At 66.8% G+C, this 26,304-nt stretch carries 25 protein-coding genes; 9 read left to right on the top strand and 16 right to left on the bottom strand.

Features of this window, described 5'->3' with window-relative positions:
* Positions 1-21: 21 nt before the first annotated feature.
* The gene (locus LJF27_RS12890; RefSeq protein ID WP_003093938.1) at positions 22-1,545 is read right to left on the bottom strand and encodes a fumarate hydratase; all 1,524 of its coding nucleotides are present in this window, start codon (positions 1,543-1,545) and stop codon (positions 22-24) included.
* Between the two features lie 277 nt (positions 1,546-1,822).
* Here LJF27_RS12890 and LJF27_RS12885 point away from each other — a divergent pair, with 277 nt between their 5' ends.
* From LJF27_RS12885 to LJF27_RS12875, 3 genes are all read left to right on the top strand, one after another.
* Positions 1,823-2,950 carry a GGDEF domain-containing protein gene (locus LJF27_RS12885; protein ID WP_003101151.1) on the top strand — a complete coding sequence of 376 codons (1,128 nt, stop codon included), beginning with the start codon at positions 1,823-1,825 and terminating at the stop codon, positions 2,948-2,950.
* Positions 2,943-3,869, top strand: a complete 927-nt coding sequence (locus LJF27_RS12880) for an iron-sulfur-binding ferredoxin reductase (protein ID WP_003101153.1) — start codon at positions 2,943-2,945, stop codon at positions 3,867-3,869. Before LJF27_RS12885 ends, LJF27_RS12880 begins: the two co-directional genes overlap by 8 nt.
* A gap of 64 nt (positions 3,870-3,933) precedes the next feature.
* Complete coding sequence (locus LJF27_RS12875; protein WP_003101155.1) at positions 3,934-4,707, top strand: enoyl-CoA hydratase; 774 nt, start codon at positions 3,934-3,936, stop codon at positions 4,705-4,707.
* Positions 4,708-5,229: 522 nt separating this feature from the next.
* Here LJF27_RS12875 and pyk read toward each other — a convergent pair.
* The 3 genes from pyk to LJF27_RS12860 form a co-directional block, all read right to left on the bottom strand.
* Complete coding sequence (gene pyk / locus LJF27_RS12870; RefSeq protein WP_003093930.1) at positions 5,230-6,681, bottom strand: pyruvate kinase; 1,452 nt, start codon at positions 6,679-6,681, stop codon at positions 5,230-5,232.
* Between the two features lie 82 nt (positions 6,682-6,763).
* Complete coding sequence (locus tag LJF27_RS12865) at positions 6,764-7,678, bottom strand: universal stress protein (RefSeq protein ID WP_003093926.1); 915 nt, start codon at positions 7,676-7,678, stop codon at positions 6,764-6,766.
* Positions 7,679-7,762: 84 nt separating this feature from the next.
* The gene (locus tag LJF27_RS12860) at positions 7,763-8,569 is read right to left on the bottom strand and encodes a tetratricopeptide repeat protein (protein WP_003101159.1); all 807 of its coding nucleotides are present in this window, start codon (positions 8,567-8,569) and stop codon (positions 7,763-7,765) included.
* A gap of 93 nt (positions 8,570-8,662) precedes the next feature.
* On the opposite strand from LJF27_RS12860, the gene LJF27_RS12855 reads away from it, so the two are divergent.
* From LJF27_RS12855 to LJF27_RS12845, 3 genes are all read left to right on the top strand, one after another.
* Positions 8,663-9,046 carry a tetratricopeptide repeat protein gene (locus tag LJF27_RS12855; protein WP_003120855.1) on the top strand — a complete coding sequence of 128 codons (384 nt, stop codon included), beginning with the start codon at positions 8,663-8,665 and terminating at the stop codon, positions 9,044-9,046.
* Between the two features lie 102 nt (positions 9,047-9,148).
* The gene (locus LJF27_RS12850) at positions 9,149-9,571 is read left to right on the top strand and encodes a DUF4124 domain-containing protein (protein ID WP_003093901.1); all 423 of its coding nucleotides are present in this window, start codon (positions 9,149-9,151) and stop codon (positions 9,569-9,571) included.
* A gap of 60 nt (positions 9,572-9,631) precedes the next feature.
* Positions 9,632-9,991: a PilZ domain-containing protein gene (locus tag LJF27_RS12845; protein WP_003093898.1), complete on the top strand. Its 360-nt coding sequence runs from the start codon at positions 9,632-9,634 to the stop codon at positions 9,989-9,991.
* Positions 9,992-9,995: 4 nt separating this feature from the next.
* On the opposite strand, the gene LJF27_RS12840 is transcribed toward LJF27_RS12845, so the two are convergent.
* Genes LJF27_RS12840 through LJF27_RS12810 form a run of 7 tightly spaced genes read right to left on the bottom strand, consistent with a single transcriptional unit; the run spans position 9,996 to position 17,697 of the window.
* On the bottom strand, positions 9,996-11,327 hold the full coding sequence (locus LJF27_RS12840; RefSeq protein WP_003112779.1) for a DUF58 domain-containing protein: 1,332 nt from the start codon (positions 11,325-11,327) through the stop codon (positions 9,996-9,998).
* Positions 11,324-12,331, bottom strand: coding sequence for an AAA family ATPase (locus LJF27_RS12835; RefSeq protein ID WP_003112780.1), 1,008 nt, complete (start codon positions 12,329-12,331; stop codon positions 11,324-11,326). Before LJF27_RS12835 ends, LJF27_RS12840 begins: the two co-directional genes overlap by 4 nt.
* Positions 12,328-13,593, bottom strand: coding sequence for a DUF4350 domain-containing protein (locus LJF27_RS12830; protein WP_023107780.1), 1,266 nt, complete (start codon positions 13,591-13,593; stop codon positions 12,328-12,330). The genes LJF27_RS12835 and LJF27_RS12830 overlap by 4 nt, the downstream gene beginning before the upstream one ends.
* Positions 13,590-15,161, bottom strand: a complete 1,572-nt coding sequence (locus tag LJF27_RS12825) for a DUF4129 domain-containing protein (protein WP_023116747.1) — start codon at positions 15,159-15,161, stop codon at positions 13,590-13,592. The genes LJF27_RS12830 and LJF27_RS12825 overlap by 4 nt, the downstream gene beginning before the upstream one ends.
* Complete coding sequence (locus LJF27_RS12820; RefSeq protein ID WP_003093893.1) at positions 15,148-16,128, bottom strand: stage II sporulation protein M; 981 nt, start codon at positions 16,126-16,128, stop codon at positions 15,148-15,150. The genes LJF27_RS12825 and LJF27_RS12820 overlap by 14 nt, the downstream gene beginning before the upstream one ends.
* Positions 16,125-16,922, bottom strand: a complete 798-nt coding sequence (locus LJF27_RS12815) for an RDD family protein (protein ID WP_003123273.1) — start codon at positions 16,920-16,922, stop codon at positions 16,125-16,127. Before LJF27_RS12815 ends, LJF27_RS12820 begins: the two co-directional genes overlap by 4 nt.
* 37 nt (positions 16,923-16,959) lie before the next feature.
* Positions 16,960-17,697 (bottom strand): hypothetical protein, encoded by a 738-nt coding sequence (locus LJF27_RS12810; protein ID WP_003101171.1) that lies wholly within the window; start codon positions 17,695-17,697, stop codon positions 16,960-16,962.
* A 224-nt stretch (positions 17,698-17,921) separates the two neighbouring features.
* On the opposite strand from LJF27_RS12810, the gene sbcB reads away from it, so the two are divergent.
* Positions 17,922-19,364 (top strand): exodeoxyribonuclease I, encoded by a 1,443-nt coding sequence (sbcB, locus tag LJF27_RS12805; RefSeq protein ID WP_023116746.1) that lies wholly within the window; start codon positions 17,922-17,924, stop codon positions 19,362-19,364.
* 84 nt (positions 19,365-19,448) lie between these two features.
* Here sbcB and mvaT read toward each other — a convergent pair whose 3' ends face one another.
* Positions 19,449-19,823, bottom strand: coding sequence for a histone-like nucleoid-structuring protein MvaT (gene mvaT, locus LJF27_RS12800; protein WP_003093888.1), 375 nt, complete (start codon positions 19,821-19,823; stop codon positions 19,449-19,451).
* Between the two features lie 259 nt (positions 19,824-20,082).
* On the opposite strand from mvaT, the gene purU reads away from it, so the two are divergent.
* Both purU and LJF27_RS12790 read left to right on the top strand, forming a co-directional pair.
* The gene (gene purU / locus LJF27_RS12795; RefSeq protein WP_003101174.1) at positions 20,083-20,934 is read left to right on the top strand and encodes a formyltetrahydrofolate deformylase; all 852 of its coding nucleotides are present in this window, start codon (positions 20,083-20,085) and stop codon (positions 20,932-20,934) included.
* 49 nt (positions 20,935-20,983) lie between these two features.
* Positions 20,984-21,196: a hypothetical protein gene (locus tag LJF27_RS12790; protein ID WP_003101176.1), complete on the top strand. Its 213-nt coding sequence runs from the start codon at positions 20,984-20,986 to the stop codon at positions 21,194-21,196.
* On the opposite strand, the gene LJF27_RS12785 is transcribed toward LJF27_RS12790, so the two are convergent.
* The 4 genes from LJF27_RS12785 to pctB form a co-directional block, all read right to left on the bottom strand.
* Positions 21,171-22,172: a lysylphosphatidylglycerol synthase transmembrane domain-containing protein gene (locus LJF27_RS12785; RefSeq protein ID WP_003120851.1), complete on the bottom strand. Its 1,002-nt coding sequence runs from the start codon at positions 22,170-22,172 to the stop codon at positions 21,171-21,173. The genes LJF27_RS12790 and LJF27_RS12785 overlap by 26 nt on opposite strands.
* Entirely contained in the window at positions 22,169-22,930 is a 762-nt protein-coding gene (locus tag LJF27_RS12780) for a DUF2334 domain-containing protein (RefSeq protein ID WP_023116745.1), read from the bottom strand. The genes LJF27_RS12785 and LJF27_RS12780 overlap by 4 nt, the downstream gene beginning before the upstream one ends.
* Positions 22,923-24,038 (bottom strand): glycosyltransferase family 4 protein, encoded by a 1,116-nt coding sequence (locus tag LJF27_RS12775; protein ID WP_003110035.1) that lies wholly within the window; start codon positions 24,036-24,038, stop codon positions 22,923-22,925. The genes LJF27_RS12780 and LJF27_RS12775 overlap by 8 nt, the downstream gene beginning before the upstream one ends.
* Before the next feature lie 317 nt (positions 24,039-24,355).
* Complete coding sequence (gene pctB, locus LJF27_RS12770) at positions 24,356-26,245, bottom strand: methyl-accepting chemotaxis protein PctB (RefSeq protein ID WP_003148126.1); 1,890 nt, start codon at positions 26,243-26,245, stop codon at positions 24,356-24,358.
* Positions 26,246-26,304 lie beyond the last annotated feature (59 nt).

Genomic DNA, 26,304 nt, shown 5'->3' with positions numbered 1-26,304 from the left:
TTTTTCAGGGACGGAGCAGGCTTACTTGACCTCGACCGCCAGGCTTTCGGCGATCTTCTTCTGCCAGACCGCCGGGCCGGTGATGTGCACCGACTCGCCGTTGGTGTCAACCGCGACGGTGACCGGCATGTCCTTCACCTCGAACTCGTAGATCGCTTCCATGCCCAGTTCGGCGAAGGCCAGCACCTTGGACTTCTTGATCGCCTGGGCGACCAGGTAGGCGGCGCCGCCGACGGCCATCAGGTATACCGCCTTGTTGTCCTTGATCGCCTCGATGGCGATGGGACCGCGCTCGGACTTGCCGATCATGCCCAGCAGGCCGGTCTGTTCGAGGATCTGGCGGGTGAACTTGTCCATCCGGGTGGCGGTGGTGGGACCGGCCGGGCCGACCACCTCGTCGCCGACCGGATCGACCGGGCCGACGTAATAGATGAAGCGGCCTTTCAGGTCCACCGGCAGCGTTTCGCCCTTGTTCAGCATGTCGACCATGCGCTTGTGCGCGGCGTCGCGGCCGGTGAGCATCTTGCCGTTGAGCAGCAGGGTCTCGCCCGGTTTCCAGCTTTGCACCTCTTCCGGGGTGATCTTGTCCAGGTCGACGCGGCGCGCGGACGGGCCGGCTTCCCAGACGATCTCCGGGTAGGCGTCGAGCGACGGCGCTTCCAGTTCGGCGGGGCCGGAGCCGTCGAGCACGAAGTGGGCGTGGCGGGTCGCGGCGCAGTTGGGGATCATGCACACCGGCAGCGAGGCGGCGTGGGTCGGGTAGTCCATGATCTTGACGTCGAGCACGGTGGTCAGGCCGCCCAGGCCCTGGGCACCGATGCCCAGCTGGTTGACCTTCTCGAACAGCTCCAGGCGCAGTTCCTCGATGCGGTTCTGCGGGCCGCGGGCCTTCAGTTCGTGGATGTCGATCGGGTCCATGAGGACCTCCTTCGCCATCACCGCTGCTTTCTCCGCGGTACCGCCGATGCCGATGCCGAGCATGCCCGGCGGGCACCAGCCGGCGCCCATGGTCGGTACGGTCTTCAGCACCCAGTCGACGATCGAGTCGGACGGGTTGAGCATGGCCATCTTCGACTTGTTCTCCGAGCCGCCGCCCTTGGCCGCGACATCGACCTCGACCTTGTCGCCGGGAACGATGGAGTAGTGGATCACCGCCGGCGTGTTGTCCTTGGTGTTCTTCCGCGCGCCGGCCGGGTCGGCCAGGATCGAGGCGCGCAGGACGTTCTCCGGCAGGTTGTAGGCGCGGCGCACGCCTTCGTTGATCATATCGTCGACGCTCATGGTAGCGCCGTCCCAGCGCACGTCCATGCCGACCCGGACGAACACGGTGACGATCCCGGTGTCCTGGCAGATCGGGCGGTGGCCGGTGGCGCACATGCGCGAGTTGATCAGGATCTGCGCCATGGAGTCGCGGGCAGCCGGCGATTCTTCGCGCAGGTAGGCCTCATGCATGGCCTGGATGAAATCGACCGGGTGGTAGTAGGAGATGAACTGCAGGGCATCGGCGACGCTCTGGATCAGGTCGTCTTGCTTGATCACGGCCATGGAGCACGGTCCTCTTCAGGCGGGTAATTCGGATGCGGGGCAGGGTCACGGAGCCGGCCGCAGCCGAGGAGCGCGCCGGTCAGGCACCGGCGCAAAAAAGGCGCGACAGTATAGCCGTTCCGGCGAGACGGGCGCACGCGCCGACGATCAGACCTTGGTCGGCCAGCCGGCTGGTCGGCCGATAAATCCGCGGTCCGCTAGCTGGCAGTTCGTTCGACTAGGCAACCCGCAGGGGGCAGGGTACATTGCGGCCAGGTGCCATTACGGGACGGAGCCCATGCGCACAGACAAGCCTCCTCTGAAACAGCGTGCGCTGCAAAAGCTCTTGCTCCGCCGGTTCGGCATGGCCGCAGGCACCTACCTGCTCGGCCTGGTCCTGCTCTGGCTGGCGCTACTCAGCGGCTTCTACCGCGCAGCGCCGACCACCGCGGCGGCCAGCACCACCCTGGTGGTGGCTTGCCAACTGGCCTTCCTCTGGCTGTTCGCCAGCGGACGCAACCTGCGTTACGCCGATCCCAGCCTGACCGAGCCGCAGGTGCTGGTGGCGATCGCCTGGCTGACCTATTTCCTCTACCACGTCGACAGCCTGCGCGGCACCTTCATGGTGTTCTACGTGCTGGCCCTGCTGTTCGGTGTGTTCCAACTGCCGCCGCGGGTCTTCGCCCGCTGTGCGGCGCTGGCGTTCATCGCTTTTTCCGGCATCTACCTGGTAGAGGCCTTGCAGCAGCGTCTCGAGCTACCGGGCCGGGCTGCATTGCAGGTGCTCGTGATGTTCATCGTAATGGTCTGGCTGAGCCTGTTCGCCAGCTACATACAGGCGATGCGGCAACGCATGCGCCAGCGCCGCTATGCCTTGCAGGCGCACCAGGACACGCTGCGCGGCATGATGCGCCAACTGGAAGACCTGGTGGCCACCGACGAACTCACCGGTCTGTTCAACCGCCGGCATTTCATGCGCATGGCCAGCCGGGCGCTGGAAGACCTGCTGCCGAACCGGCAGCACGGCCTGGCGCTGATCGACCTCGATCACTTCAAGCGGATCAACGACCGCCACGGCCACGCCGCCGGCGATCGGGTCCTGCAGACCTTCGCCGCGGTGGCGCGTTCCTGTCTGCGCGATGGCGACGTCCTGGCCCGTTACGGCGGCGAGGAGTTCGTCCTGCTGCTGCCCCACGCCGACGCGGAACAGCTGGAAAGCTGTTGCGAGCGCCTGCGCCTGGCGTTCCAACAGGCGGAACCGGTCGGGGTCACGGTGGATACCCTGAGCCTTTCGGTGGGCATGACCCTGCTGTATGCCGACGACGATCTCGACGAGGCCTTGCAGCGGGCCGACCAGGCGCTCTACCGTGCCAAGCGCGGCGGACGAAACCGCTGCGACGCCACCTGGGAGGTCACCAGTGCCTGACATACGGGTCGGCGAGCGACGCCTTGCCGTCGCCGCCGGCAGCAACCTGCTGGATGCGCTGCTCGCCGGTGGCATCGCCGTGCCCCATAGCTGCCGCGCCGGCAGTTGCCACGCCTGCCTGGTGCATTGCCTGCAGGGCGAGGTGGACGACACCCTCCCGGAGGCGCTCGATCCGGCACGGCGCGAAGCGGGCTGGCGGCTGGCCTGTCAGTGCCGGGTGCTCGGCGACCTCGTGTTGCAGCCTTTCGATCCTGAGCGCGACGGGCTGCCGGCCAGGGTCGTAGCCTGCCACTGGCTGGGCGATGTGCTGCGCCTGCGCCTGGAGCCGGAGCGGCCCTTGCGCTATCGCGCCGGGCAGCACCTGCTGCTGTGGAGCGACGATGGCGTGGCGCGTCCCTATTCGCTGGCCAGCCTGCCTCACGAGGACCCATGGCTGGAGTTCCACATCGACTGTAGCGCTCCCGGCGCGTTCTGCGACCGCGCCCGGCGCCTGGCGCCTGGCGCGCTCCTGCGTCTGGGCGAGTTGCGCGGCGGGGCGTTGCGCTACGAGCCGGACTGGCAGGAGCGACCGCTGTTGCTGATGGCCGCCGGTACCGGGCTGGCGCCGCTCTGGGGGATACTTCGCGAGGCCTTGCGCGCGGAACACCAGGCGCCGATCCAGTTGCTGCACCTGGCGCGCGACCACTACCTGGCGAGCGAGTTGGCGGAGTTGGCCGGGCGTCATCCGCAAGTGCGCGTCAACCTGGTGTCGGCGGCGCAGTTGCCCTCTGCCTTGGCCGATCTCCGCCTTGTTCCGCGGCGCAGCATGGCCTTACTCTGCGGCCAACCCGCCAGCGTCGAACGCTTCGCCCGGCATCTCTACCTGGCCGGCGTACCGCGTAGCCAGACCCTGGCGGACCTGTTCCTGCCCCACGCCTGACGCGGCGCGGTGGCGGTGCCTTGCAGCCATTGCCGCGGCCCTGCGCCGCATCCCTGGAGTGACGATGAGCGAGCTGATTCGGGTCGAACGCGAAGCGGGGCTGCTGACCCTGCGCCTGGACCGCCAGGACAAGAAGAACGCGCTGACCCGCGCGATGTACAGTCGGATGGCCGAGGCGCTGCTGGAGGCGCAGGCCGATACGGCTGTGCGGGTAGTGCTGATCACTGGCGGCGATGCCTGCTTCACCAGCGGCAACGACATCCTCGACTTCCTCGAGCAACCGCCATCCCTGCGCGACAGCCCGGTCGGCCGCTTCATGAGCGCCCTGCTGGAATTCCCCAAGCCGGTGATCGCCGCGGTGAACGGACCGGCGGTGGGTATCGGCACCACCCTGCTGCTGCATTGCGACCTGGTCTTCGTCGGTCGCAATGCGCGATTGAAGATGCCGTTCGTCAACCTCGGCCTGACACCGGAGTTCGGCTCGAGCCTGATCCTGCCGCGCATGCTCGGTCATGCCAGGGCTGCGGAATTGCTGATGCTCGGCCAGGACTTCAGCGGCGAGCAGGCGGCGGCCTGGGGCCTGGCCAATGCGGCGCTGGAGGATGGCGCCACGGTGCTGGAGCACGCCCGCGATGCGGCCCGGCGCTTCCTGCACCTGGCGCCCTCGGCGGTAGTGGAGAGCAAGCGCCTGATGAAAGCGCCGTTTATCGAGGAGCTTCGCCGGGTGATCGCCGAGGAAGGCGATATCTTCAGTACCCGACTGCGCTCGCCCGAGGCGATCGAGGCGCTCAGCGCCTTCATGCACCGGCGCCAGCCGGATTTCTCCAGGTTCGCCTGAGCACACCGCTGTTGGGCCAGCGGAGCGACGATCCGTAGGGCGGATAACGCCCCAGGCGTTATTCGCCGCGATGCGGCTGAAACGGCGGATAACCGCGTAGCGGTTATTCGCCCTACACCAGGTTGGGCTAGCGGAGCGCCGGTCCGTAGGGCGGATAACGCCCTAGGCGTTATTCGCCGCGATGCGGCTGAAACGGCGGATAACCGCGTAGCGGTTATTCGCCCTACACCACGTTGGGCCAGCGGAGCGCCGGTCCGTAGGGCGGATAACGCCCTAGGCGTTATTCGCCGCGATGCGGCTGAAACGGCGGATAACCGCGTAGCGGTTATTCGCCCTACCCCACGTTGGGCCAGCGGGGCTCCGGTCCGTAGGGCGGATAACGCCATAGGCGTTATTCGCCGTGAGGCGTCTGAAATGGCGGATAACCGCGTGGCGGTTATTCGCCCTACACCACGTTGAGTTAGCGGAGCGCCGGTCCGTAGGGCGGATAACGCCGCGGGCGTTATCCGCCGCGACGTGCGCTTATACCAGCAGGTCGCCGACGTGCAGCACCTTCATGGTGTTGGTGCCGCCCTGGGCGGTGTAGCTGTCGCCCTTGGTCAGGATAACCCAGTCGCCCTTGGTCACCACGCCGCGCTTGAGCAACTCGTCGACCGCGGCCTGGCTGACCTTCTCCGCCGGCAGCGCCGCCGGGTCGAAGGGGATGGTTTCCACGCCGCGGAACATCGCCACGCGAGCCTGAGTCTCGCGGTGCGGGGAGTAGGCGTAGATCGGTACCGACGAGCGGATGCGCGACATGATCAGCGGGGTGAAGCCGCTTTCGGTCAGGCAGATGATCGCCTTGATCCCCGGGAAGTGGTTGGCCGTGTACATCGACGCCAGGGCGATGCTCTCGTCGCAGCGGTCGAAAGTCTGGCCGAGGCGATGGCTGGATTTCTGGCTGGTCGGGTGCTTCTCGGCGCCCTGGCAGACGCGGGCCATGGCTTTCACCGCTTCCACCGGGTACTCGCCGGCGGCGCTTTCCGCCGAGAGCATCACCGCGTCGGTGTAGTCGAGCACGGCGTTGGCCACGTCGGAGACTTCCGCGCGGGTCGGCATCGGGCTGTGGATCATCGACTCCATCATCTGGGTCGCGGTGATCACCACTTTATTGTTGCGGCGGGCGTGCAGGATGATCTTCTTCTGGATGCCGACCAGCTCGGCATCGCCGATTTCCACGCCGAGGTCGCCACGGGCCACCATTACCGCGTCGCTGGCACGAATCAGGCCGTCGAGTGCGTCGTCGTCGGCGACCGCCTCGGCGCGCTCGATCTTGGCTACCAGCCAGGCCTTGCCTCCGGCCTCGGTGAGCAGGCGGCGGGCGTATTCCATGTCCTTGGCGTCGCGCGGGAAGGAAACGGCCACGTAGTCCAGGTCCATGTCCGCGGCCAGCTTGATGTCGGCCTTGTCCTTGTCGGTCAGCGCCGGCGCGGTGAGACCGCCGCCGCGGCGGTTGATGCCCTTGTGGTCGGACAGCGGGCCGCCGATCAGCACCCGGCAGCGCAGTTCGTCGGCGGCGACTTCCTCGACCACCATCACCACCCGGCCGTCGTCCAGCAGCAGTTCATCGCCGACCCCGCAGTCCTTCACCAGGTCCGGGTAGTCGATGCCGACCACTTCCTGGGTACCGGCGTCGCGGGCGTGGCTGGTGGAGAAGCGGAACTTGTCGCCGACCTGCAATTCGATGCGCTTGTTGGCGAACTTGGCGATGCGGATCTTCGGTCCTTGCAGGTCGCCGAGCAGGGCGACGAAGCGGCCGTGCTTGGCCGCCAGTTCGCGCACCAGCCTGGCGCGGGCGCGGTGTTCATCGGGGGTGCCGTGGGAGAAGTTGAGGCGGGCGACGTCGATCCCGGCCAGGATCAGTTGCTCCAGCACTTCCGGGGAATTGCTGGCTGGGCCGAGGGTGGCGACGATTTTGGTGCGGCGAACGGACATGCAAAGGACTCCTTGGATAACGCTGGCGTGCAGGCTACCACCGGCGAGGCTCGGCGGCGACTGCGGAGTCATACTATCTGCATCAGATGTCATTTGTCGGTTTGAGCACCAGCAGGTCGCATTCCACCTCCTCCAGGACGCGTTCGGCGGTCTGCCCGATCAGTGCGTTGTCCAGGTGCCCCCGGGCGACCGCGCCCATCAGCAGCAGGTCGATGTCGTTGGCCCGGACGAAGTCGGGGATCGCCTGCTCGGCATAGCCGGCCAGCAGGTGGCGGCGCTCCGCGGCGATCTCCGGGTAGGCTGCCAGCAGGTCGTCGAAGGCCTGGCGGTGACGCTCCTCATGTTGCAGCACGAAACGCTCGTAGCCGGCGAGCATTTCCGCGTCGAACAGCAGGCTGCGCGGCATCGCCGCGTGGGTATGCAGGTAGTCGGCGCGCAGCCCCAGGCTGGCTTCGAGCTGGCGGGCGGCGGCGATCAGCCGGTGATCGAGGGCGGCCGGCTTGTCGCTGGCATGCAGCGGGTCGAGCGCCGCGCACAGGCGCTGGCCGCGCCAGGCGTCGTGATGGACCAGCCAGAGCGGCTGCGGGCAGTGGCGGATCAATTGCCAGTCGCTGTTGCCCAGTAGCAGGCGGCGCAGCAGGTTGTGCTTGCGGGTGCTCTTGAGGACCAGGTCGGGCCGGGTTTCGCCGACCCGTTGCAGGACCATCCGGTCCAGCGGCTTGCCCCACTGGGCCTCGACCTGAGTGCGGATGCCGGCCTGCTGCAGCGGCATGGAAAGCTGCTCCAGCCAGGTGACCCGTTCGTCCAGGTAAAGGTCGCGGGCACGCTGCAGCGAGTGACTGTCGAAGAACAGCCCGCCGTCCAGCGCCGGGTTGAAGTCGCACAGCAGCAACTCGACGCTGGCACCGCTGCGTTCGGCGATCCACTGGGCACGGGTAAGGGCCGGCTGTTCGTCGCTGCTCGGGTCGACGACCACCAGCAGGTTATGCAGGTTCATGGCAACGCTCCTGGCATTGGGCGGGAATGCCATTGCAGACCAGGCGCCGCGACGGGCGCTTGATCTGGGTCAGTCCGGCGGGGATCAGCGAGGTTGCACGTTGAGCGCCTGGTCGAGGTGCCGGCCGGCCTTGTTCGACAATTCGCCTTCAGGATAGTCGAGCAACTGGCGACGCAGGTATTCGATGGCCTTGTCGCGGTTCGGGTGCGGGTTGTCCGGCGCCAGGTACATCAGGCCGAGCTGGTAGAGGGCTTTTTCCTTTATACCGGCAGGAATCGCCGGATCGTTGACCGCCAGCAGGTAGAGCTCGGCGGCTTCGTCGACCCGATCCTTGAGCACCGCGCGGCGCGACAGCAGGGTCATGTCCGGGTCGAGGCTGGTCTTGTAGAGATCGAGGTTCTGCTGTGGCTTCCAGGTGGCGAGCAATTCGCGAGCGCTCTTCTGCACCGGCTCCCTGGCCCGCTGGCGCATTGCCAGCAGGCGCGCCTGGGCATGCTCGGCGGCGTGGGTGCCGGGGAACTCGCGGACCACGCGCTGGAAGTAGTCGGTGGCCTTGGCGTCGTCGCGCTGGTCGTTGTAGCGGCTCATGTAGATCAGGCCGATCTGGTACAGCGAGATACCGCGCACCTCGGCGCTGTAGCGGCGATTGTCGTAGCCGGTGAGGTAGAGCTTTTCCGCCTCGGCGCTCCTGTTGTCGCGGATCGCCATGGCGCTGTAGGTCAGCAGGTCGCCTTCCTCCTCGATGGCGGCGGTCATGCGGTTGCTCTTCATCTGCTTGTATTCGGCGACTTCGCCAGTGGTCACCTGGGCGACGAACAGCGGCGTGGTCGGCGAGCAGGCGGCCAGCAGCGACAGCAACGGGAGCAGGACGAGACGGCGGGCGAAGCGCATGGCATCTCCTTGGCGCCAGGGCGAGGGGCATCCCAGTCTAGTCAGACCCTTCAGTCACGCCAATACGCGCCGATACAGTTCCCAACGGAGGATATGCCTATGCGAAGCTTGATCGTTGCCTGCCTGGCGCTGAGTGCCACCGGTTGTAACAGCTGGTCGCTGAACAGCGACCTGAACGGGGCCTACCGCGCCTACGACAAAGGCGATTGCGCACAGGTGATGCTCGACCTGTCGCGGGCCGAACGGCGGATTCGCGCGCGGCCCTACCTGCAGCCGGAAATCTCGCTGCTGCGCGGCCAGTGCCTGGAACGCCAGAGCCTGTTCGTCGACGCGGCGCAGACCTACCACTTCATCATCGCCCGTTACCCCACCAGCGAATATGCCTACCGTGCCAAGGCGCGGCTGGAGACGTTGCGCCAGCTGGGCCGGCTGAGCGAGACGCCGGCCTCGGCCAGCGCCGTGCCGACCCGCCTGTAGGCGGCCGGGAGGGATTGGACGGGCGTTCAGGCTGACCGTCGGTCGCATGGGACACCGGTCTATCCGGTAAGCTTCGCCCTGGATTTCACGGAGGAGGTTCGCATGCGTGCCCTGTGGTTCTGTGTCGCCCTGATGCCCGTGCTGGCGCAGGCGGACATCTATCGCTGGACCGATGCCCAGGGCAAGGTACACTTCTCCGCCACGCCACCGGCCGGCGCGCAACGCGTCGAAGTCAGGCCGCAGGTGGTGGAACGTGACGCCGCGACCCGCCAGCGCGAGCAGCGCACCCAGGAGTATTTCGATGCTCGTCGCGAGGAACGCACCGCCGCCGCCGAACGTGCCGGCCAGCGCCAGGCTGCGCTGGCCGAGGAATGCGGGCGCTTGCGGCAACAGTTGTCCCAGCTCGAACGCGGCGGCCGCTTCTATCGGCAGGACGCCGGCGGCGGGCCGGTTTATCTGAGCGATGCCGAGCTGGACGCCATTCGTCGCGAACTGGCCTCGCGGGAGTCCGAACGCTGCCGCTGAGCTTGTTCCCCGAGCGCCGGCATCGTCATACTGGACTGCAAATCATAGCGAAATGCCATTATGGGTCTTCAACGACATATCCAGCGCCATCAGTTGCCCAGCTACCTGAAGGTGTTCAATCGCATCACCGATAAGCCGATGGGCTACATCGGCAACGTCTCCGAGGACGGCCTGCTGCTGATCAGCCAATTGCCGATGCTGGTCGGCGCGCGTTTCGAACTGCGCCTGAAGGTTCCGGGACTGGGCGGTCGCCCGCAATGCATCGATTTTTCCGCCGACTGCCGGTGGACCTGCGAGGACGTCACGCCCGGTCATTTCGATTCCGGCTTCCATCTGCTGGCGCCGCCCGCCGAATTCCTCGAACTGGTGGAGGCGCTGCGCCGCTACTTCAGCTTCCCCCGCCAGCCGCAGTCGGTCTGATCCGTCAAAGCACGCCGGCGCGCTTCCAGCCCAGGTAGCGGCTGATCAGCTCCGGCCCGAGTTCGCTGGGACGCGCATCGAGCACTGGCACGCCGTGGGCCGCGAGCTTCTCGTGGAGGCCGTTGCGCGCATTCAGGTAGTCGATGGTGCCGGTGTAGGCGAGCGCCTGCTCGTAGCGGGCGACCGGCTCGTGGCGCAGGGTGTCGAGCACTTCCTCGCGCAGGCTGGCGACCAGCACCCGGTGCTGGCGGCCCAGGCGTTTCACCGCGCCGAGCAGTTCTTCGTCGTCCTCGTCGCGCAGGTTGGTTACCAGAATCACCAGGGCCCGCCGCCGCTGGCGGGACAGCACCGCCTGCACGGCTTCCGGGAAATCGGCGGGACGCTGGCTGGTCTGCAGGTCGTAGACGGTGTTGAGCAGCGCGCCGAGCTGGGCGCTGCCCTTGCCCGGCGGGAGATGCCGGCGGTCGTCGCCGGCGAAGGTCATGGCGCCCACCGCGTCGCCCTGGCGCAGGGCCACGTAGGCCAGCAGCAGGCTGGCGTTGAGGGCATGGTCGAAGTGCGACAGGTCGCCGTCCTGGCTGCGCATGCGGCGGCCGCAGTCGAGCAGGAAGAGGATCTGCTGGTCGCGTTCGTCCTGGTATTCGCGGGCGATCGGCGTGCGTTTGCGAGCGGTGGCCTTCCAGTCGATCTGGCGCAGGGTGTCGCCGTCGCGGAATTCGCGCAACTGGTGGAACTCCAGGCCGAGGCCGCGGCGCTGGCCGCCGCGTACGCCGATCTGGTTGAGCCAGTGGTCGACCGCCATCAGTTCGGCGCCGTAGAGGCGGGCGAAGTCCGGGTAGACGCGGGTCTCGCCGCGTGCTTCCAGGTAGCGGCGCTGCCGCCACAGGCGCAGCGGGCTGGGCAGTTCCAGCTCGCAGCGGGGAAACACGAAGTGACCGCGGTTGAGCGGCCGCACCCGGTAGCCGACCTCGGTGCTTTCGCCCGGGCGCAGTTCGACCTCCTGCGGCAGGTACTCGAAATCCATGCCGGCCGGCAGGTGATCGAACAGGGTCAGGCGAACCGGACGCCGATAGGTGTGCTGCAGATGCAGGCGCACTTCGCTCCAGCGCCCCAGCGGCAGGTTGCCGCTGAGCTGGCGGCTCAGCTTCGGCACCGCCTGGCGGCGCGCCCACAGGGCGTCCAGCAGGCCGAGCAGGAGCAGCGCGGCGAGCGCCGCCCACCAGAATGTATGCAGTTGCGCAGGCAACCGCTGGCCGAGCGCCGACAGGCTGCCCAGGCCGATGGCCAGCAGCAGGAGCGCGGCGAACAGCGCCAGCAGGGCGCGCGATGGCTTCATACGCGGGGGGCCGGTACCTGGTCGAGCAACTGTTGCAGGACCTGGTCCACCGACAGCCCCTCGATGTCCAGCTCCGGAGACAGCCGGACCCGATGGCGCAGGACCGCCAGGGCACAGCCCTTGATGTCGTCCGGCACCACGAACTCGCCGCCGCGCAGCAGCGCCCGCGCCCGGCCGCAACGGACCAGGGCGATCGACGCGCGAGGTCCGGCGCCGAGGGCCAGGCCCGGCCAGTTGCGGGTGGTGCGGGCCAGGCGCACGGCATAGTCGAGGACCTGGTCGTCGATCGGCAGGTCGCTGGCGATCCGCTGCAGGGCGAGAACGTCCTTGTCCTTCAGCAGCGGCCGCAGGTTGGCTACGTCGAGCATGTCGCTGCGCGCGGAGCGGGTCACCTGGCGCACCAGGGTCTGTTCCTCGGCTTCGGCCGGGTAATCGATGCGCAGCTTGAGCATGAAGCGGTCGAGTTCGGCTTCCGGCAGCGGATAGGTGCCTTCCTGCTCGATCGGGTTCTGCGTCGCCAGCACCATGAACGGCTGCGGCACCGGCAGGGCGCGTCCTTCCAGGGTGACCTGGCGCTCCTGCATCACTTCCAGCAGGGCGGCCTGGGTCTTGGCCGGCGCGCGGTTGATCTCGTCCGCCAGCAGCAGGTGGGTGAACACCGGCCCCTTGCGCAGCTTGAACTGCTCGCTGGCGAGGTCGTATACGGCGTGGCCGGTGACGTCGCTGGGCATCAGGTCGGGGGTGAACTGGATGCGCGCGAAGCCGCCGTCGAAGCAGCGCGCCAGGGCGCGTACCAGCAGGGTCTTGCCGAGCCCCGGCACGCCTTCCACCAGCACGTGACCGCCGGCGAGCAACGCGGTGAGCACGTCGTCGATCACTGCGCCCTGGCCGATCAGGGCTTTCTGCAGTTCGGTGCGCAGGGCCTGGGCCAGCTGGCTGGCGCGCTGGCGCTGGAGCGCCGGGTTGGGCGCGGTGCTCGGTTGTTCGGGCGTCTGTTCGCTCATAGGGCATTCCTGAGGCTTTGCAGGTGGGCGACCTGGCGGGTGAAGTCGGCAGCGGAAAGGCGCTGCGCCGGATATGGGCGCATGGCCTGGCTGATGGCGCTGGGTGGCAGGCGGGTCATGCGCCCGAGGATCTGCCATTGCTCGGCGACGCCGAGCTGTTCGAAACCGGGGTGGCGACGCCGCGCCCTGCGCAGGATGTCGCGTTGCAGACCGTGCAGCAAGGCGACGTGGCCGCGCTGGCGGAGGAGGAAGTCGGCGCCGGCGCGCAGGTGTTCCTCCAGTTGCCGGCGCGAACGGCTGGCCACCGGCTGCAAGGGACCCTGGCGCAGCCCTGCGCGCCACAGGCCGGCGAGCAACAGCAGCAGCGCTGCCGCCAGGGCCTCGGGGAAGTGGCGGGCGAGCAGGGTGGCGAGGCTGTCGCGTTCGGCGCGGTAGAGCAGGGTCACCTGGTTGTCCTGGGTCAGGTACCAGAGCAGCCAGGCGTTGTCGTACTGCTCGATGTTGCGGTTCTGCCAGATCCAGGCGTCGGTGAGCACCGTGACCAGGCCCTTGCCGTGCTGCATCTGCAACAGGTGGGTGGCGTCGCCGCTGTTGGCCCAGGCGTAGGCGTGGTTCTGCGGATCGTAGAGGTGGTAGTCGGGATCGAAGCCGATGTAGGCCGGCGAGCGCTCGTTTTCCAGGTACAGGCGGGTCAGTGCGGAATAGTCCGGCACGCTGTCGGCGGGCTCTTCTTCCTCGCCGGCGGTGTCCTCCGGCGGCGCTTCGGTCGCGTGGTCGTCGACGCTACCTTCGTCGGCGTCGGCGGTTTCCTCGCTGGCCCGGTCCTGGCTGTCGTCGAAGTCCTCGGTCAGGTACTGGCGGATATCCAGGCTGTCGAGCAGCAGGTCGCCGCTCTTCTTCTCGTCCTCGTCCCACAGGCGTTCGGCGATCAGCACCAGGTGCCCGCCCTGCTCGCTCCATTGCAGCAGGCGGCGAGCCTGGCCGGGAGTCATGCCGGAGCGGCTGCCGAGCAGGAGCAGGGTATGCCCGGAGGGCGGCAGCTCCTTGAGGACCTCAAGGCCGTCGGCGCGGCTCACCGTGACCCCCTGCTTGCGCAGGAACAGTTCGGCGGCCAGGTAGGGATTGCGCCGGGCCTCCGGCGATGGGCCGAGGTCGATCGTCTCCGTATAGGGTTGCAGGCGGCTGGCCAGGAAGATCGCCAGCAGCCCGGCCAGCAGCAGGAGCACGGCCAGCAGCAGGAAGCGCGCGCGCCGGCTCATCATGGCTTGGCTCCCGCGGCGAAAAGGCTGCGCCAGCCGTCGCAGAGGCGCTGGCGAGCGTCGTCGGCCGGCAGCCGGTGGCCGTAGGCGAGCGCCTGCCATTGGGCGGTCAGCAGTTGGCTGTAGTGCAGCAGCGGCCGTTGTTGCTCCAGTCCTTCGACCAGGCGCAGGACCTCGCCCTCGGTATGGGAGCCCTTCAACGGCAGGCGGTAGTCATGCAGCAGTCGGCTGAGCAGCCCGCGGTAGAGCAGGCCGAGGGCTTCCCGTGGTTTCTCGTTCCAGAGCCGTTCGGCGTTGCCGGCGATGTCGTCGGGCAGGCTTTCCGGACTGAGATCGAGGCCGAACATCACCGTCGGCGCTTCGCGGCGGGCCCGTTGCGGCAAGCCCAGGTTGCCGACGAACAGGCGCAGCCATTCACGGTAGCGCCAGACCAGCAGGAACACCGCGCTGAACAGCAGCGCCCAGAGCAGCACTTCGATGACCTGCGCCGCGTGACGGAACGGCACCCAGTTGGCCAGGGCCTCGAAGAATGCCTTGAGCCGCTCTTCGTCCTCCTTGCGGCTGTCCTTTTTCTCGGTCTTGTCGCCGAAGCGCCAGCCCGTAACGGTCTCGCTGTTCTTGAACGGCGCGCCGTCGACGATCGCCCGGATCTGCTTGCCGGCCTGTTCGCTGTTGAGTTTCTGCCGCAGCAGGCGGGCCTGCTCGGGCGGCCGCTCGGCTTCGCCGGCGCTGGTGGCGGCCGCCGGCTCGGCGTAGGCGGAAGGGGCGGGCAGCCAGGCCAGCGAAGCGGCCAGGCCGAGCAGCAGGACATAGGCGCTGCCGACCAGACGCTGGCGCAGGCGGCGGAACACCAGCTCGATGTCCCAGGCCTCCAGTTCGGTGCGCCGGTTCAGGTAGAGGGTGAAGCCGCAGGCCACGTAGATCGGCTCCCAGACTACCAGCACCAGGACGTAGAGCAGGTTCGACAGGTGCTCCAGCCAGAGCCACTCGCCGGCTTCCGGGTCGAGCAGGCTCTGCCAGTTCCAGTCGATCTCGTTCTGCGCCGGGATCAGCAGGTAGAGAAGCATGGCGAAGCCGGCCCAGAGCGCCATTTCCAGGTGCACGCCGACCACGGTCAGCCAGGTCGCGCCGCCGGCGTTGCGCTGGGACAATACGATCAGGCGCTGGCTGCGGGGCTCCCCGGCGAGCCCTTCCAGTTGCAGGACCGGCAGGTCGAAGCTGCGCGTCGGACTGAAGCGGCGCCACAGCAGGCTGGCCGGCAACTGCTTCCTCAGCAGGGCGGGATAGGCGCGCAGGGCCTGCCTCAGGGTTGGCGTATCGCCGAACAGGGCGTACGAGAGAATGTACAGCGGCAGCCGTTCGAAGGCCGGCTTGAGCCACCAGAAGATCAGGATCGCCAGGGTCGGATGCTGCCACAGCAGGAGGCTGAGCACGGCGAACAGCGGCAGGGTCAGCAACGCCCAGCTGCCCATCAGCAGGCGCGCATGGCGATGCGCCAGGAGGATGCCGAGGTCGAGCGCTTCCCAGGCGCTGCGCGGGCGGATCGCCACGCTGGCGTCAGTCAGGCGCATGGCGGCTCCGTCCGGCGAACAGGAAGTAGCTGCCGACCAGCAGCCAGAGGACCGCGCCGACCGCGTACTTCACCCGCGGCTCGAAATGACTGATGGAAGACCAATAGGCCTCGGTGAAGGCCGCCAGCAGCAACAGCACGATCACCCCGGCGATCAGTTGCACGCTGCGCCGGGCGGCCAGCCGCAGGGCTTCGCCGCGGGTCAGGCGACCTGGCGCGAGCAGCGCCCAGCCGAGCTTGAGGCCGGCGGCGCCGGCGAAGGTGATGGCGGTCAGTTCGAACGCGCCGTGGCCGATGACGAACGGCCAGAAGGTCTGCACGTAGCCGATCTGCGTCAGGTGGCCGGCCACCGAACCGATCATCAGGCCATTGAACAGCAGGAAGAACAGGCTGCCGAGTCCCAGCAGCACGCCGCTGGCGAAGGTCTGAAAGGCGATGCCGATGTTGTTCATGATGTAGAAGCCGAACATTTCCCAGTCGTCGCTGGTGTCGCGTGCCCCCAACGGACCCAGGCGGGTGGTTTCCGGGGCGTACATAGACTCCATCTCGCTGACCTTGTCCGGGCTGACCACGCTGTAGATCAGGTCGGGAAAGTGATAGACCAGCAGCCCCATGAGCAGGGCGCTGCCGTAGAACAGCAGGCTGGCCACGGCGATGCTGCGCCATTCCTCGCGGACCAGGCGCGGCAGGCCGGCGAGCAGGAAGCCGAGGATGCGGCTGCCGAGGTGGCTGCGGTGCCGGTAGAACTGCTGGTGGCCGCGCATCGCCAGTTGCTGCAACTGGTCGATCAGGTGACTGCTGTAGCCGCGCTCCTGGGCCAGCGCCAGTTGCTGGCAGAGGCGCCGGTAATCGGCGGCGAAGTCGTCGCTGGAGCCTTCCAGCTTCTTGCCTTTCTCGAGGAAGGCGAGGCGTTTGTCGAAGCGTTGCCAGGCGGCCTGGTGGCGCTGTTCGAAGAGGCTCTGTTTCATGCGCTCTCCTGACGCAGGCCGAGAAAGCCGCGGGCGATGCCGTTGATCTCGGCCTGGGCGCGTACCGGCTCGACGCCCAGCGGTTCGGCGAGAATGCCCGCCAGTTCCTCGCGGCGTGCCGAGGAAAGCGCCGCGCCGCGTTCGGCGAAACCGAGGAAGGCGCGCTGTTCTTCCAGGCTCATGGGGAAGGGCGGCAGTTGCGGCTCGACGTCAGGCAGGCTGGGCCGGCTCAGTTCGGGTTCGCGGTAGACCACCAGGGTGCCGGCGGCGATGTCGCCCAGGCGCTTGAAGGCCGGATGGTTCAGGCAACAGAGCAGACCGAGGGCGTAGCCGAAGGGCAGGATGTCGGCGAAGCGCAGCAGGTTGCGCAGCAGCGACGCGGCCCAGCCCACCGGAGTGCCGTCGTCGTGGACGACGCGCAGTCCCATCATCTGCTTGCCGGGCGAGCGGCCCTGGTTGAGCACCTCGAAGAGGACCATGTACCACCAGGTCATGATGAAGGTCAGCAGCAGGCCGAGGCCGGCGCCGAGCTTGCCGAGGAACGCCAGGCCGAGCATCAGCACCAGCATGATCAGGCCGCGGATGCAGAGGTCGATGGTATAGGCCAGGGCCCGGGGGACGACGCCGGCGGGACGCAGGAGCAGGTCGATGCCTTCCGGCGTTTCCACGTGGTAGTGGGTGTCGAGGACCTCGGCGCCTGGCCGGGAGGCGGGCGCGACGAGGCGAGCGGCTGCGTTCGGTGGCATCGGGGGGCCGTGTCGGGGAAAGTCAGATGCTAGCCAGCGTGGCGTCATCAGGCAACCGGGCCGCCGCGACGGCCCGGTCTGCACCTCAGTTGCCCAGTGGGCGAACGCCGAAGATGGTGCGGTAGAGAATACCCATGGAGACGACGAACAGCGGGCCGGTCCAGATCAGGCCGATGAACAGCGGGATCATGCTCACCAGCATCAGCAGGCTCAGCACCAGCAGCAGGCCGAACACCTTGAACCAGTGGCGGCTGATGGCCTTGCGCGAGGTTTCCAGGGCCTGCCAGGGCGTCAGGCCGCGCTCGGCCACCAGCGGCAGGGCGAGCATGTAGGCGACGCTCAGGTAGAGACCGGGGATGATCAGCAGGAAGAAGCCGACGTAGACCATCAGCATCATCAGCAGGCCGGTGAGCAGCAGCGGCACCAGCATGCCGAAGTAGTTGAACATTTCGTTGAAGGTCGCCGGCTGGTCGGCGGCGCGGCGGATGCCGATCATGGTCAGGCCGGTGAAGAACGGGTAGCCCACCGCCGTGGCGACCAGGCTGGCGATCATCTGGCCGACCGCGAAGGCGATGGGATCGGCCTCGCTCATCAGGCCGATACCGCCGAAGAGCAGGGTGAGGATGAAGGTGATGGTCTGGATCACCACGCTGTAGACCACGAAGGCGCCGATCAGGATGCCTTTGACGCCCTTGATCTTGGCCCAGGCTTCGCTGATCACGTCGCCGATGCGGAAGTCGTAGTCGCCGATGACCGGCGGCACCGCCTGGGTCGGTTGCAGGGCGCTGGCGGGGGTGGCGTAGGGATTGCTGGTGTCGTTCATGGTGCTGTCCTTGTCAGTGAAACGGGCATCCGTGCGAGCGGAATGCTAGCGAGGGCGGAGGGGACAACGCAAGGTTCGGATGGCAGATATGCGCACTGACGCGCCCTGGCGGGCCGTGCCTACGGCGCTTTCCGTGAGTTCGTTGGAAAACCTGGAAATCCCCGAAGTGGGTCGCGAGCTTCGCGGCAGTCACTGGTAGACTGCCCGGTGCCGCCAGAAAGGGAATGACCGTGAACGCGAGTATTTTTTGGTACGACTACGAAACCACCGGCATCGACCCTCGCCGCGACCGGCCGTTGCAGATCGCCGGGATCCGCACGGACGAGGCGCTGAACGAGATCGGCGAGCCGATGAACCTGTATTGCCGTCCCAGCGACGATATCCTGCCCCACCCTATGGCTTGCCTGATCACCGGCATCACTCCCCAGCGGCTGGCCGAGCGGGGGCTGTCCGAGGCCGACTTCATGACCCGGGTACACGGCCAGCTGGCGCAGCCGGCGACCTGCGTGGCCGGCTACAACTCCCTGCGCTTCGACGACGAAGTGACGCGCTACAGCCTGTACCGCAACTTCTTCGATCCCTACGCCCGCGAGTGGCAAGGCGGCAATAGCCGCTGGGACCTGATCGACATGGTCCGTACCGCCTATGCCCTGCGCCCGGAGGGCATCCAGTGGCCGCAGCTGGACGGCCGGCTGTCGCTGAAGCTGGAAATGCTCACCGCGGCGAACGGCCTGGAGCATGGGCAGGCCCACGACGCGCTTTCCGATGTCCGCGCCACCATTGCCCTGGCCCGCCTGATCCGTCAGCGCCAGCCGCGCCTGTACGATTACCTCTACCAGTTGCGCAGCAAGCACAAGGTGCTCGACCAGGTACGCCTGCTGCAGCCGCTGGTGCATGTCTCCGGACGCTTTTCCGCGGAGCGCCATTTCCTCTCGGTGGCCCTGCCGCTGGCCTGGCACCCGCGCAACCGCAATGCTCTGATCGTCTGCGACCTCTGCGCCGATCCCGCGCCGCTGCTGGAGTTGTCGGCCGAGGACTTGCGCAGGCGCCTGTATACCCGTCGCGACGAACTGGCCGAGGGCGAGTTGCCGGTGCCGCTGAAGCAGATCCAGGTCAACCGTTGCCCGGTGGTGGCGCCGCTGTCGGTATTGCGCGCCGAGGATCGCCAGCGAACCGGCATCGAACTCGATGAGTGCCAGCAAAAAGCCGAGCTGTTGCGCCAGCATCAAACCGTCTGGGCGGACAAACTGACAGCGCTATATGGCGAAGAAAGTTTCTCCGCCAGCGACGACCCCGAGCAACAGTTGTATGACGGATTTATTGGCGATCGGGATCGACGCCTTTGTGAACAGCTGCGCCTTGCCGAACCGGAGCAATTGGCCAAAGAACAATGGCCCTTCGACGATGCCCGTTTGCAGGAGTTGTTCTTCCGCTATCGTGCGCGAAATTTCCCGGAAACTTTAAATGTGGCCGAGCGCCAACAATGGGAAAGCTTCTGCCGCAATCGTTTGTCCCATGAAGAATACGGCGCACCGAATACTTTGCCGGCCTTCGAGGCGGCGCTGGAGGCTTGTCGGCAAGAGCAGGGCGGCACATTGCCGGCGGTACTTGCGGCCTGGCGCGATTACGCCGCGGAACTGCGTCAACGCTATTCGCTGGAGACTTGAGGGCGCAGGCAGAGGAGCCGATACAATCCGGCGGAAATGAAAAACGCCAGCACTGGGCTGGCGTTCTTCGTGGAACTGACTGGTTTAGCCGAGCAGGGTGGCCCAGCTCTCGACGGCCTCGGGGCCCCACTTGGCTTTCCACTCTTTCAAAGTCTTGTGGTTGCCGCCCTTGGTCTCGATGACTTCGCCGGTGTGCGGGTTCTTGTACTGCTTGACCTTGCGCGCGCGCTTGCCGGCAGGCGCCTTGGCGGTGCGGGTGCTCTTGCCGATCTTGGCGTCCGGATCGAGCAGGGAAATCACGTCACGCAGGGACTTCTGGTAAGTGCCCATCAGCGTGCGCAGCTTCTCTTCGAATTCCAGTTCTTTTTTCAGTTTGTCGTCTTGTTCCAGGGACTTCAGGCGCTCCTGAAGTTCCTTGATGGCTTCTTCCGTGGCGCGATATTCGTTGATCAGGGACATGTCAGGTACCTTGTCTGTGCTGAGTGGCGGTGGCGGGCATGTAAGTAGATTCAATAATAGTCAGGGCGAAACTGTAAGTAAACCGCGATGAAAACTTTTCTCGATGAAATTCAAAGTAATTAATTCCGCATCGGGATTGCCCTGTTGTGCGGGTTTATTCTCTCGCGCAACAGCCTGTCGAAAGACCTTCGCCGAGGCTGAACTTTTCCCGCCATGCCGCTAGAATGGCGGCCTTTCGCGATGTTTCTGGAGTATACCCATGCGCACTTTTCGGCTGGTGATCGCCTGTCCCGACGGGGTCGGGATCGTTGCCAAGGTGAGTAACTTCCTGGCCACCTACAATGGCTGGATCACCGAAGCCAGCCATCATTCCGACAACGATAACGGCTGGTTCTTCATGCGCCACGAGATCCGTGCCGACTCTCTGCCGTTCGACCTGGATGGCTTCCGCCAGGCTTTCGCCCCGATCGCCCGCGAATTCTCCATGGAATGGCGGATCACCGATTCCGAGGTGAAGAAGCGCGTGGTGCTGATGGCCAGCAAGGAGTCCCATTGCCTGGCCGATCTGCTGCACCGCTGGCACAGCGGCGAACTGGACTGCGAGATTCCCTGCGTGATCGCCAACCACGACGACCTGCGCAGCATGGTCGAGTGGCACGGCATCCCGTATTTCCACGTTCCCGTCGATCCGCAGGACAAGCAGCCGGCCTTCGATGAAGTTTCCCGGCTGATCGACGAACATGGCGCCGACTGCATCGTCCTGGCTCGCTACATGCAGATCCTGCCGCCGGACCTGTGCCGCAAGTACGCCCACCAGGTGATCAACATCCACCACAGCTTCCTGCCGTCCTTCATCGGCGCCAAGCCGTATCACCAGGCGTCGAAGCGCGGGGTCAAGCTGATCGGCGCGACCAGCCATTACGTGACCGAAGAACTGGATGCCGGTCCGATCATCGAGCAGGACGTGGTGCGGGTCACTCACCGCGACAACGTCGAAGACATGGTGCGGCTGGGCAAGGATGTGGAAAAACTGGTGCTCGCGCGCGGACTGCGCTATCACCTGGAAGACCGCGTACTGGTACACGGCAACAAGACGGTGGTGTTCGACTGAGTCGGCTTCCCTGGAATGCCGGCCAGGGCCGGCACCCGGAGGAACGAACATGAGCGATCCCAGGTCGGCGGGCACCGCCAGCCCGCCACCGACCCTCGGCGAGGGTTGCACAAGCCGTTACGACATCGACGCCCTCGGCGACGAGGACGGAACCGAGTTTCCCGGCGCGGCCGAACTCTGGCGGCGTATCCAGGAGAGCGCCAGCGAGACGGGCGAGGCTGACGCCGAGGATACGCTCAGGAAGAAGCCTCGCGACTGCTGATCAGCTTCTTCAGCAGCGGGCGTCCGGCGAGCACTGCGAACACCGGGCCGCCGGCGACGAGGTAGAAATAGAAGGTCACCGCTCGCCAGATGACGATGGCCGCCGCCGCCGTCGACTTGCCGATCATGGGGGCCAGCAGGGCCGCCGAGGTCAGCTCGGTGCCGCCGGCGCCGCCGGGGATCAGCGAGAGCTGTCCGGCGCTGAGCGAGACCATCTGGATCAGGAAGGTCCAGGCCCACTGGATATCCACTCCCAGGCCGCGCAGGGTCAGATCGAGCACGCTGAAGCGCAGTAGCCAGTGCGTACTGCTGAGAAGGAAGACCGCCAGCAGGCGTCGTTTCGGCAGGCGCAGGCTGTCGTGCAGGGCAATGCGGAAATGCAGGATCTTGCGGCCCCAGTGCAGGCGCTTGCGCGATGACACGCCGAGCCGCGCCAGAACCCGCCCGTTGAAGCGGATCACCTGGTGCAGGTAGCGGATCAGCATTACCGCGCCGACGAACAGGCCGACCAGGAATACCGCGCTGAAGATCAGGCTCGATTCCATGTTCGGGCTCAGCGAATGGCTGAGGGCATAGATCAGGATCGCGCCGAGGGCGCAGAGGAAGAACGTCAGGTCGGCCAACTGGTCGACCGCGAACACCGCGCTGGTCTGTGCCGGGCGCAGGCCGCGCCGGGCCAGCAGCGCCATCAGGGTCAACGGCCCGCCGCTGCCGCCCGGAGTGGCGCAGAAAGCGAATTCGCTGGCCATGATGATGCCGACGCTCTGCAATTGCCCGAGCTTGCCGGCGCGCCCGGCGAGCAGCAGGCGCAGGCGCAGGCCGTTGATGAACCAGCAGACCACGATCATGCCGAACATCAGCAGCAGACTGTCCAGCGGGAAGGCGCGCAAGCGCGGGAACATGTCGCTGCCGCCGAGCACCAGCGGAATCAGCGAGGCACCGATCAAACCGAACAGCAGTAACCAGCCTCGACTCATGCCGCGCGGTCCAGGGCGAGGTGGCGCTCCAGCCAGTCGATCTTGGTCAACGGCTGGCGCCCCTCGGACAGCAGGATGCGCAGGGTACGCAGCCAGTATTCGCGGGAAAAGCGATGGCGCATGTCGACCGGATGGAGTCCGAGACGGATCACCGGCGCTGCGCGCCAGGCCCGGCGGCGCTGCTCGCTGAGCGCCCAGGAGAGGCCGCGACGCCAGGCACTGCGCGCGCTCCAGACCAGGCCGGGGGCCTCGATCGGTTGCAGGTGGGGAAGCAGATACAGGTTGGACGGGTCGCTGGTGTAGCGCAGCCCGCTCTCGCCGAGCGCCTGGCGGGTGCCGGCGCTCATCAGCCAGGCCGGCGCGACGAAACCGTGCAGCGGCCATCCGCGGCGGCGGAACAGCTCGATGCCGGCGGCCAGGCGGGCCTTGGCCTCGGCGTGGTCGAGGGCATAGAACTCTCCCTCCCAGGTGTAGATGCGACGCATGAAGTATTGCCCTGGAGTACGCGGTGGTGGGGCGTCATCGTAGTGATAGAAGCCGTGGAGAGCCAGTTCGTCACCCCGGGTTACCCGCCGCGAGAGCAGTTTGCAGAACTTTTCGTCGGCTTCCAGCGGGTTGCGATGGTGGAAGTCGGGCACTACCAGCCAGGTCATGGGGACCTCACCGAGCGCGTCCACGGCCTCGACGAAGGGCCGGTAGTCCGGCCAGGTTTCCGGGGCCACGTCGTGCAACACCAGCAGCAGGCTGCGTTCAGCCATAGCGCGGGAACCTCGCCTCGCTGTCGCCGAGTACCGCGTGGTAGTGCAGGAGCAGACCGGCGACCACCGCGTCCCAGGCATGCTGGCGCTCGACGTGACGGCGGGCGCGCTGGCCACGAAGCTCGACGTCGTGGCTGAACAGTTCGCGCACCGCGCAGGCCATGGCGTCGCCGTTGTTCGGTGCGCAGAGCACGCCGCAACGCTCCGGGACTATTTCCGCCAGTGCCCCGGCGCGCACCGCCACCACCGGAATGCCGCTGGCCATCGCTTCGAGTGCGACCAGGCCGAAGGTCTCCTGGTCACCGGCGTGCAGCAGCGCGTCGCTGCTCGCCAGCAGGCGGGCGACTTCGCGGCTGTCGCAGAAATGGTCGACCACGCTGGTGTTGCGCGGAACCCGGGTCGGCATGTTGGAACCCACCAGCAACAGGTGATAGCCGTCGCCGAGGCGCTGGATGGCGTCGAGCAGTACCGGCAGGTTCTTTTCCCGCGAACCGCGCCCTGCGAACACCAGCAGGCGGGTTTCCTCGTCCAGGCCGAGTTCCTGGCGCAGCCCCGGATCGCGGTTGCTCGGATGGAAGGTGACCAGGTCGACGCCCAGCGGTTGTACATGCACGTCGGCGACGCCCAGGCGCATCAGCTTTTCCGCCATCACCCGGCTGGGGGCCAGGACCCGGTCGAAGTGGCCGTACAGCTTGCTGACGTAGTTGTCCGCGTTGGTGCCGAGCCAGGCGCCCATGCGATTGCTCACCAGCAGCGGCAGGTCGGAGTGGTAGAAACCGATCACCGGCACGTCCAGCCGACGCCGTGCGTCGAGCGCCGCCCAGGCGGTGAGGTAGGGGTCGCCGACCTCGATCAGGTCCGGTTGCAGATTGCGCAGCACCTTGCGCCAGGGGCCGCGACGGAGAGGGAAGCGGTAGCCATTGCCGAATGGCAGCGGCGGCGCCGGCACCTCGTGGATGCCGTTCGCCTGGCGATAGCCGGCGCCGGGAACCAGCACGCTGTGGCGAATGCCGGGATAGTGCCAGAGATGGCGATGCTTGGCTTCGAGATAGGTGCGTACCCCCCCGCTGGCAGGCGCGTAGAACATGGTCATATCGGCGATGTGCACGATGGGCCTTCCTCCGTTGAGCTTGTTCCTTCTGCCACTCAGTGGACCACCGGCGCCGGCAGTCGTTCGAACGGTGTGCGGGAGCCATGGGTAGCTTCAAGTCTAGGAAAGAAAGCGCGAGCCGGCGCGTTCGGGGCAGCCAGCGCGGGAATAGGTCGCAGAGGGAGCGGGCGGAGAGGAAGGCATGCCTCGGGAGGCATCCTGGCAGGATAAGGGTGAACAACGCCGTTGGCGTTGTTCACCCTACGAATGGCCGGGGGCAGGGCGGATAGCCGCGGCGCGATTATCCGCCGGTTCGGCTACGGCTCGGGCAGTGCTCAGATCTTGAAGCTGTCCACCAGCTGGCGCAGGCGCCCGGCCTGGGTTTCCAGCTCGCCGCAGGCGCGCAGGGTGGCCTGGAGGTTCTCCACGCCTTCCTGGTTGAGGGTGTTGATCTCGGTGATGTCCATGTTCAGCGAATCGACCACCGCGGTCTGCTCCTCGGTGGCGGTGGCCACCGACTGGTTCATCCCGTCGATCTCGGCGATCCGTCCGGTGACGCTGCTCAGGCGTTCGCCGGCACGGTTGGCGATCTCCACGCTTTCAAGGCTGTAGCGCTGACTCTCGGTCATGGTACTGACCGCTTCCTGGGCGCCGATCTGCAGTTCCTCGATCATCTTCTGGATCTGCTGGGCAGACTCCTGGGCGCGGTGGGCCAGGTTGCGCACCTCGTCGGCGACCACTGCGAAGCCGCGTCCGGCTTCGCCGGCGCGCGCGGCTTCGATGGCGGCGTTGAGGGCGAGCAGGTTGGTCTGCTCGGAGATGCCCTTGATCACTTCGAGGATCTGGCCGATGTTCACCGTGCGGCTGTTGAGGGCCTCGATGTTGGCGCAGGAGGCGCTGATCTTCTCGGAAAGCTCGTTCATCGCGCGGATGGTCTGCTCGACCACCTGTTTGCCGTCCTCGGCCTGGTGGTTGGCGTCGGACGCATGGTGCGAGGCATCGGCGGCGTTGCGGGCGATTTCCTGGGCGGCGGCGCCGAGTTCGTTGATCGCCGCGGCGACGCTGTTGGTGCGGTTGGACTGCTCGTCGGAGTTGGCCATCGAGGAGTTCGAGGCGTTCACCACCAGTTGCGCCACGTCGTGCAGTTGGCGAGCGGTGCCGGCGACCTCGCGGATCGATTCGTGGATACGCTCGACGAAGCGGTTGAAGGAAATGGCCAGGGCCCCGAACTCATCGTTGCTGGTGACCTTCAGGCGCTTGGTCAGGTCGCCTTCGCCCTGGGCGATGTCCTGCATGGCGCGGCCCATGTCGGTGAGCGGCTGCATCAGTACGCGGATCAGCATGCCGAGGAGGAGGACGATGGCGACCACCGCGATCAGCGCGGCGACGATCGCCGAGGTACGCAGCTTGGTGAGCATGGCATAGGCCTTGTCCTTGTCCACCGAGATGCCGATGTACCAGTCCAGGCCGGACAGGCCCTTGACCGGAGAGAAACTGAGGATCCGGGTGTTGCCGTGCAGCTCGGCCTCGCTGAAGCCGCTGCCGATCTTCGGCGTGTTGCGTGGGTAGACGTCGCTGAGGCTCTTCATGACCTGGTCCTTGTCCGGATGGACGAGGATCTTGCCGTCGCCGCTGACCAGGAAGGCGTAGCCCATGCCGCCGAAGTCCAGCGAGTTGATGATCTTCACCACCGTCTGCAGGCTGAGGTCGCCGCCGACCACGCCGAATGGCTGGCCGCCCTGGCGCGCCGGGCTGGCGATGGTCAGTACCAGCTCGTGGATGGCCGGCTCCATGTAGGGTTCGGTGAGGGTGGTCTGGCCGGCGCTGGTGGCGGCGTTGTACCAGGGGCGGCGGCGCGGGTCGTAGTCGGCCGGCAGGTCGCTGGTGGGACGCGCGGTGTAGGTGCCGTCGGTCTGCCCCAGGTAGGTGAAGAGGAAGGTCGAGCCCAGCAGCGGCTGTTCCAGCAGGGCCTGGGTGGTCTCCGGGCTGTGGTCGCGGGCCAGGGTCTGGGCCAGGTTCTCGATCAGCAGGATGCGCCCGCTCAGCCAGTTCTGCACGTTGCTGGCGGTGATCTCGCCCATTTCGTGCAGGTAGTCCTCCAGGTCCTCGCGGATCGAGGCACGCTGCAGGGAGTCGTTGTAGAGGGTGAACAGGGAGAAGGTCGCGATCACCACCAGCGCGGCGGCGAGCAGGATCTTGTGGCTGAACTTGAGACTTTTGATCATGGTTTCTTGCATCCGGGAGGCGCGGGCGCGCTGTCGTGAACAGCCCCAGTTGGATCGCA

Origin of the sequence: Pseudomonas sp. 203-8, from assembly GCF_020708595.1 — a bacterium.
Classification (GTDB): domain Bacteria; phylum Pseudomonadota; class Gammaproteobacteria; order Pseudomonadales; family Pseudomonadaceae; genus Pseudomonas; species Pseudomonas aeruginosa.
Note: the sequence above shows the minus strand (reverse complement) of the source record. Positions and strands in the feature narration are given on the sequence as shown.

Coding starts and splice junctions, on each gene's coding strand:
- LJF27_RS12890 (WP_003093938.1), bottom strand. CDS start 1,545: ATGGCCGTGATCAAGCAAGACGACCTGATCCAGAGCGTCGCCGATGCC.
- LJF27_RS12885 (WP_003101151.1), top strand. CDS start 1,823: ATGCGCACAGACAAGCCTCCTCTGAAACAGCGTGCGCTGCAAAAGCTC.
- LJF27_RS12875 (WP_003101155.1), top strand. CDS start 3,934: ATGAGCGAGCTGATTCGGGTCGAACGCGAAGCGGGGCTGCTGACCCTG.
- pyk (WP_003093930.1), bottom strand. CDS start 6,681: ATGTCCGTTCGCCGCACCAAAATCGTCGCCACCCTCGGCCCAGCCAGC.
- LJF27_RS12865 (WP_003093926.1), bottom strand. CDS start 7,678: ATGAACCTGCATAACCTGCTGGTGGTCGTCGACCCGAGCAGCGACGAA.
- LJF27_RS12860 (WP_003101159.1), bottom strand. CDS start 8,569: ATGCGCTTCGCCCGCCGTCTCGTCCTGCTCCCGTTGCTGTCGCTGCTG.
- LJF27_RS12855 (WP_003120855.1), top strand. CDS start 8,663: ATGCCTATGCGAAGCTTGATCGTTGCCTGCCTGGCGCTGAGTGCCACC.
- LJF27_RS12850 (WP_003093901.1), top strand. CDS start 9,149: ATGCGTGCCCTGTGGTTCTGTGTCGCCCTGATGCCCGTGCTGGCGCAG.
- LJF27_RS12845 (WP_003093898.1), top strand. CDS start 9,632: ATGGGTCTTCAACGACATATCCAGCGCCATCAGTTGCCCAGCTACCTG.
- LJF27_RS12840 (WP_003112779.1), bottom strand. CDS start 11,327: ATGAAGCCATCGCGCGCCCTGCTGGCGCTGTTCGCCGCGCTCCTGCTG.
- LJF27_RS12835 (WP_003112780.1), bottom strand. CDS start 12,331: ATGAGCGAACAGACGCCCGAACAACCGAGCACCGCGCCCAACCCGGCG.
- LJF27_RS12830 (WP_023107780.1), bottom strand. CDS start 13,593: ATGATGAGCCGGCGCGCGCGCTTCCTGCTGCTGGCCGTGCTCCTGCTG.
- LJF27_RS12825 (WP_023116747.1), bottom strand. CDS start 15,161: ATGCGCCTGACTGACGCCAGCGTGGCGATCCGCCCGCGCAGCGCCTGG.
- LJF27_RS12820 (WP_003093893.1), bottom strand. CDS start 16,128: ATGAAACAGAGCCTCTTCGAACAGCGCCACCAGGCCGCCTGGCAACGC.
- LJF27_RS12815 (WP_003123273.1), bottom strand. CDS start 16,922: ATGACGCCACGCTGGCTAGCATCTGACTTTCCCCGACACGGCCCCCCG.
- LJF27_RS12810 (WP_003101171.1), bottom strand. CDS start 17,697: ATGAACGACACCAGCAATCCCTACGCCACCCCCGCCAGCGCCCTGCAA.
- sbcB (WP_023116746.1), top strand. CDS start 17,922: ATGACCGTGAACGCGAGTATTTTTTGGTACGACTACGAAACCACCGGC.
- mvaT (WP_003093888.1), bottom strand. CDS start 19,823: ATGTCCCTGATCAACGAATATCGCGCCACGGAAGAAGCCATCAAGGAA.
- purU (WP_003101174.1), top strand. CDS start 20,083: ATGCGCACTTTTCGGCTGGTGATCGCCTGTCCCGACGGGGTCGGGATC.
- LJF27_RS12790 (WP_003101176.1), top strand. CDS start 20,984: ATGAGCGATCCCAGGTCGGCGGGCACCGCCAGCCCGCCACCGACCCTC.
- LJF27_RS12785 (WP_003120851.1), bottom strand. CDS start 22,172: ATGAGTCGAGGCTGGTTACTGCTGTTCGGTTTGATCGGTGCCTCGCTG.
- LJF27_RS12780 (WP_023116745.1), bottom strand. CDS start 22,930: ATGGCTGAACGCAGCCTGCTGCTGGTGTTGCACGACGTGGCCCCGGAA.
- pctB (WP_003148126.1), bottom strand. CDS start 26,245: ATGATCAAAAGTCTCAAGTTCAGCCACAAGATCCTGCTCGCCGCCGCG.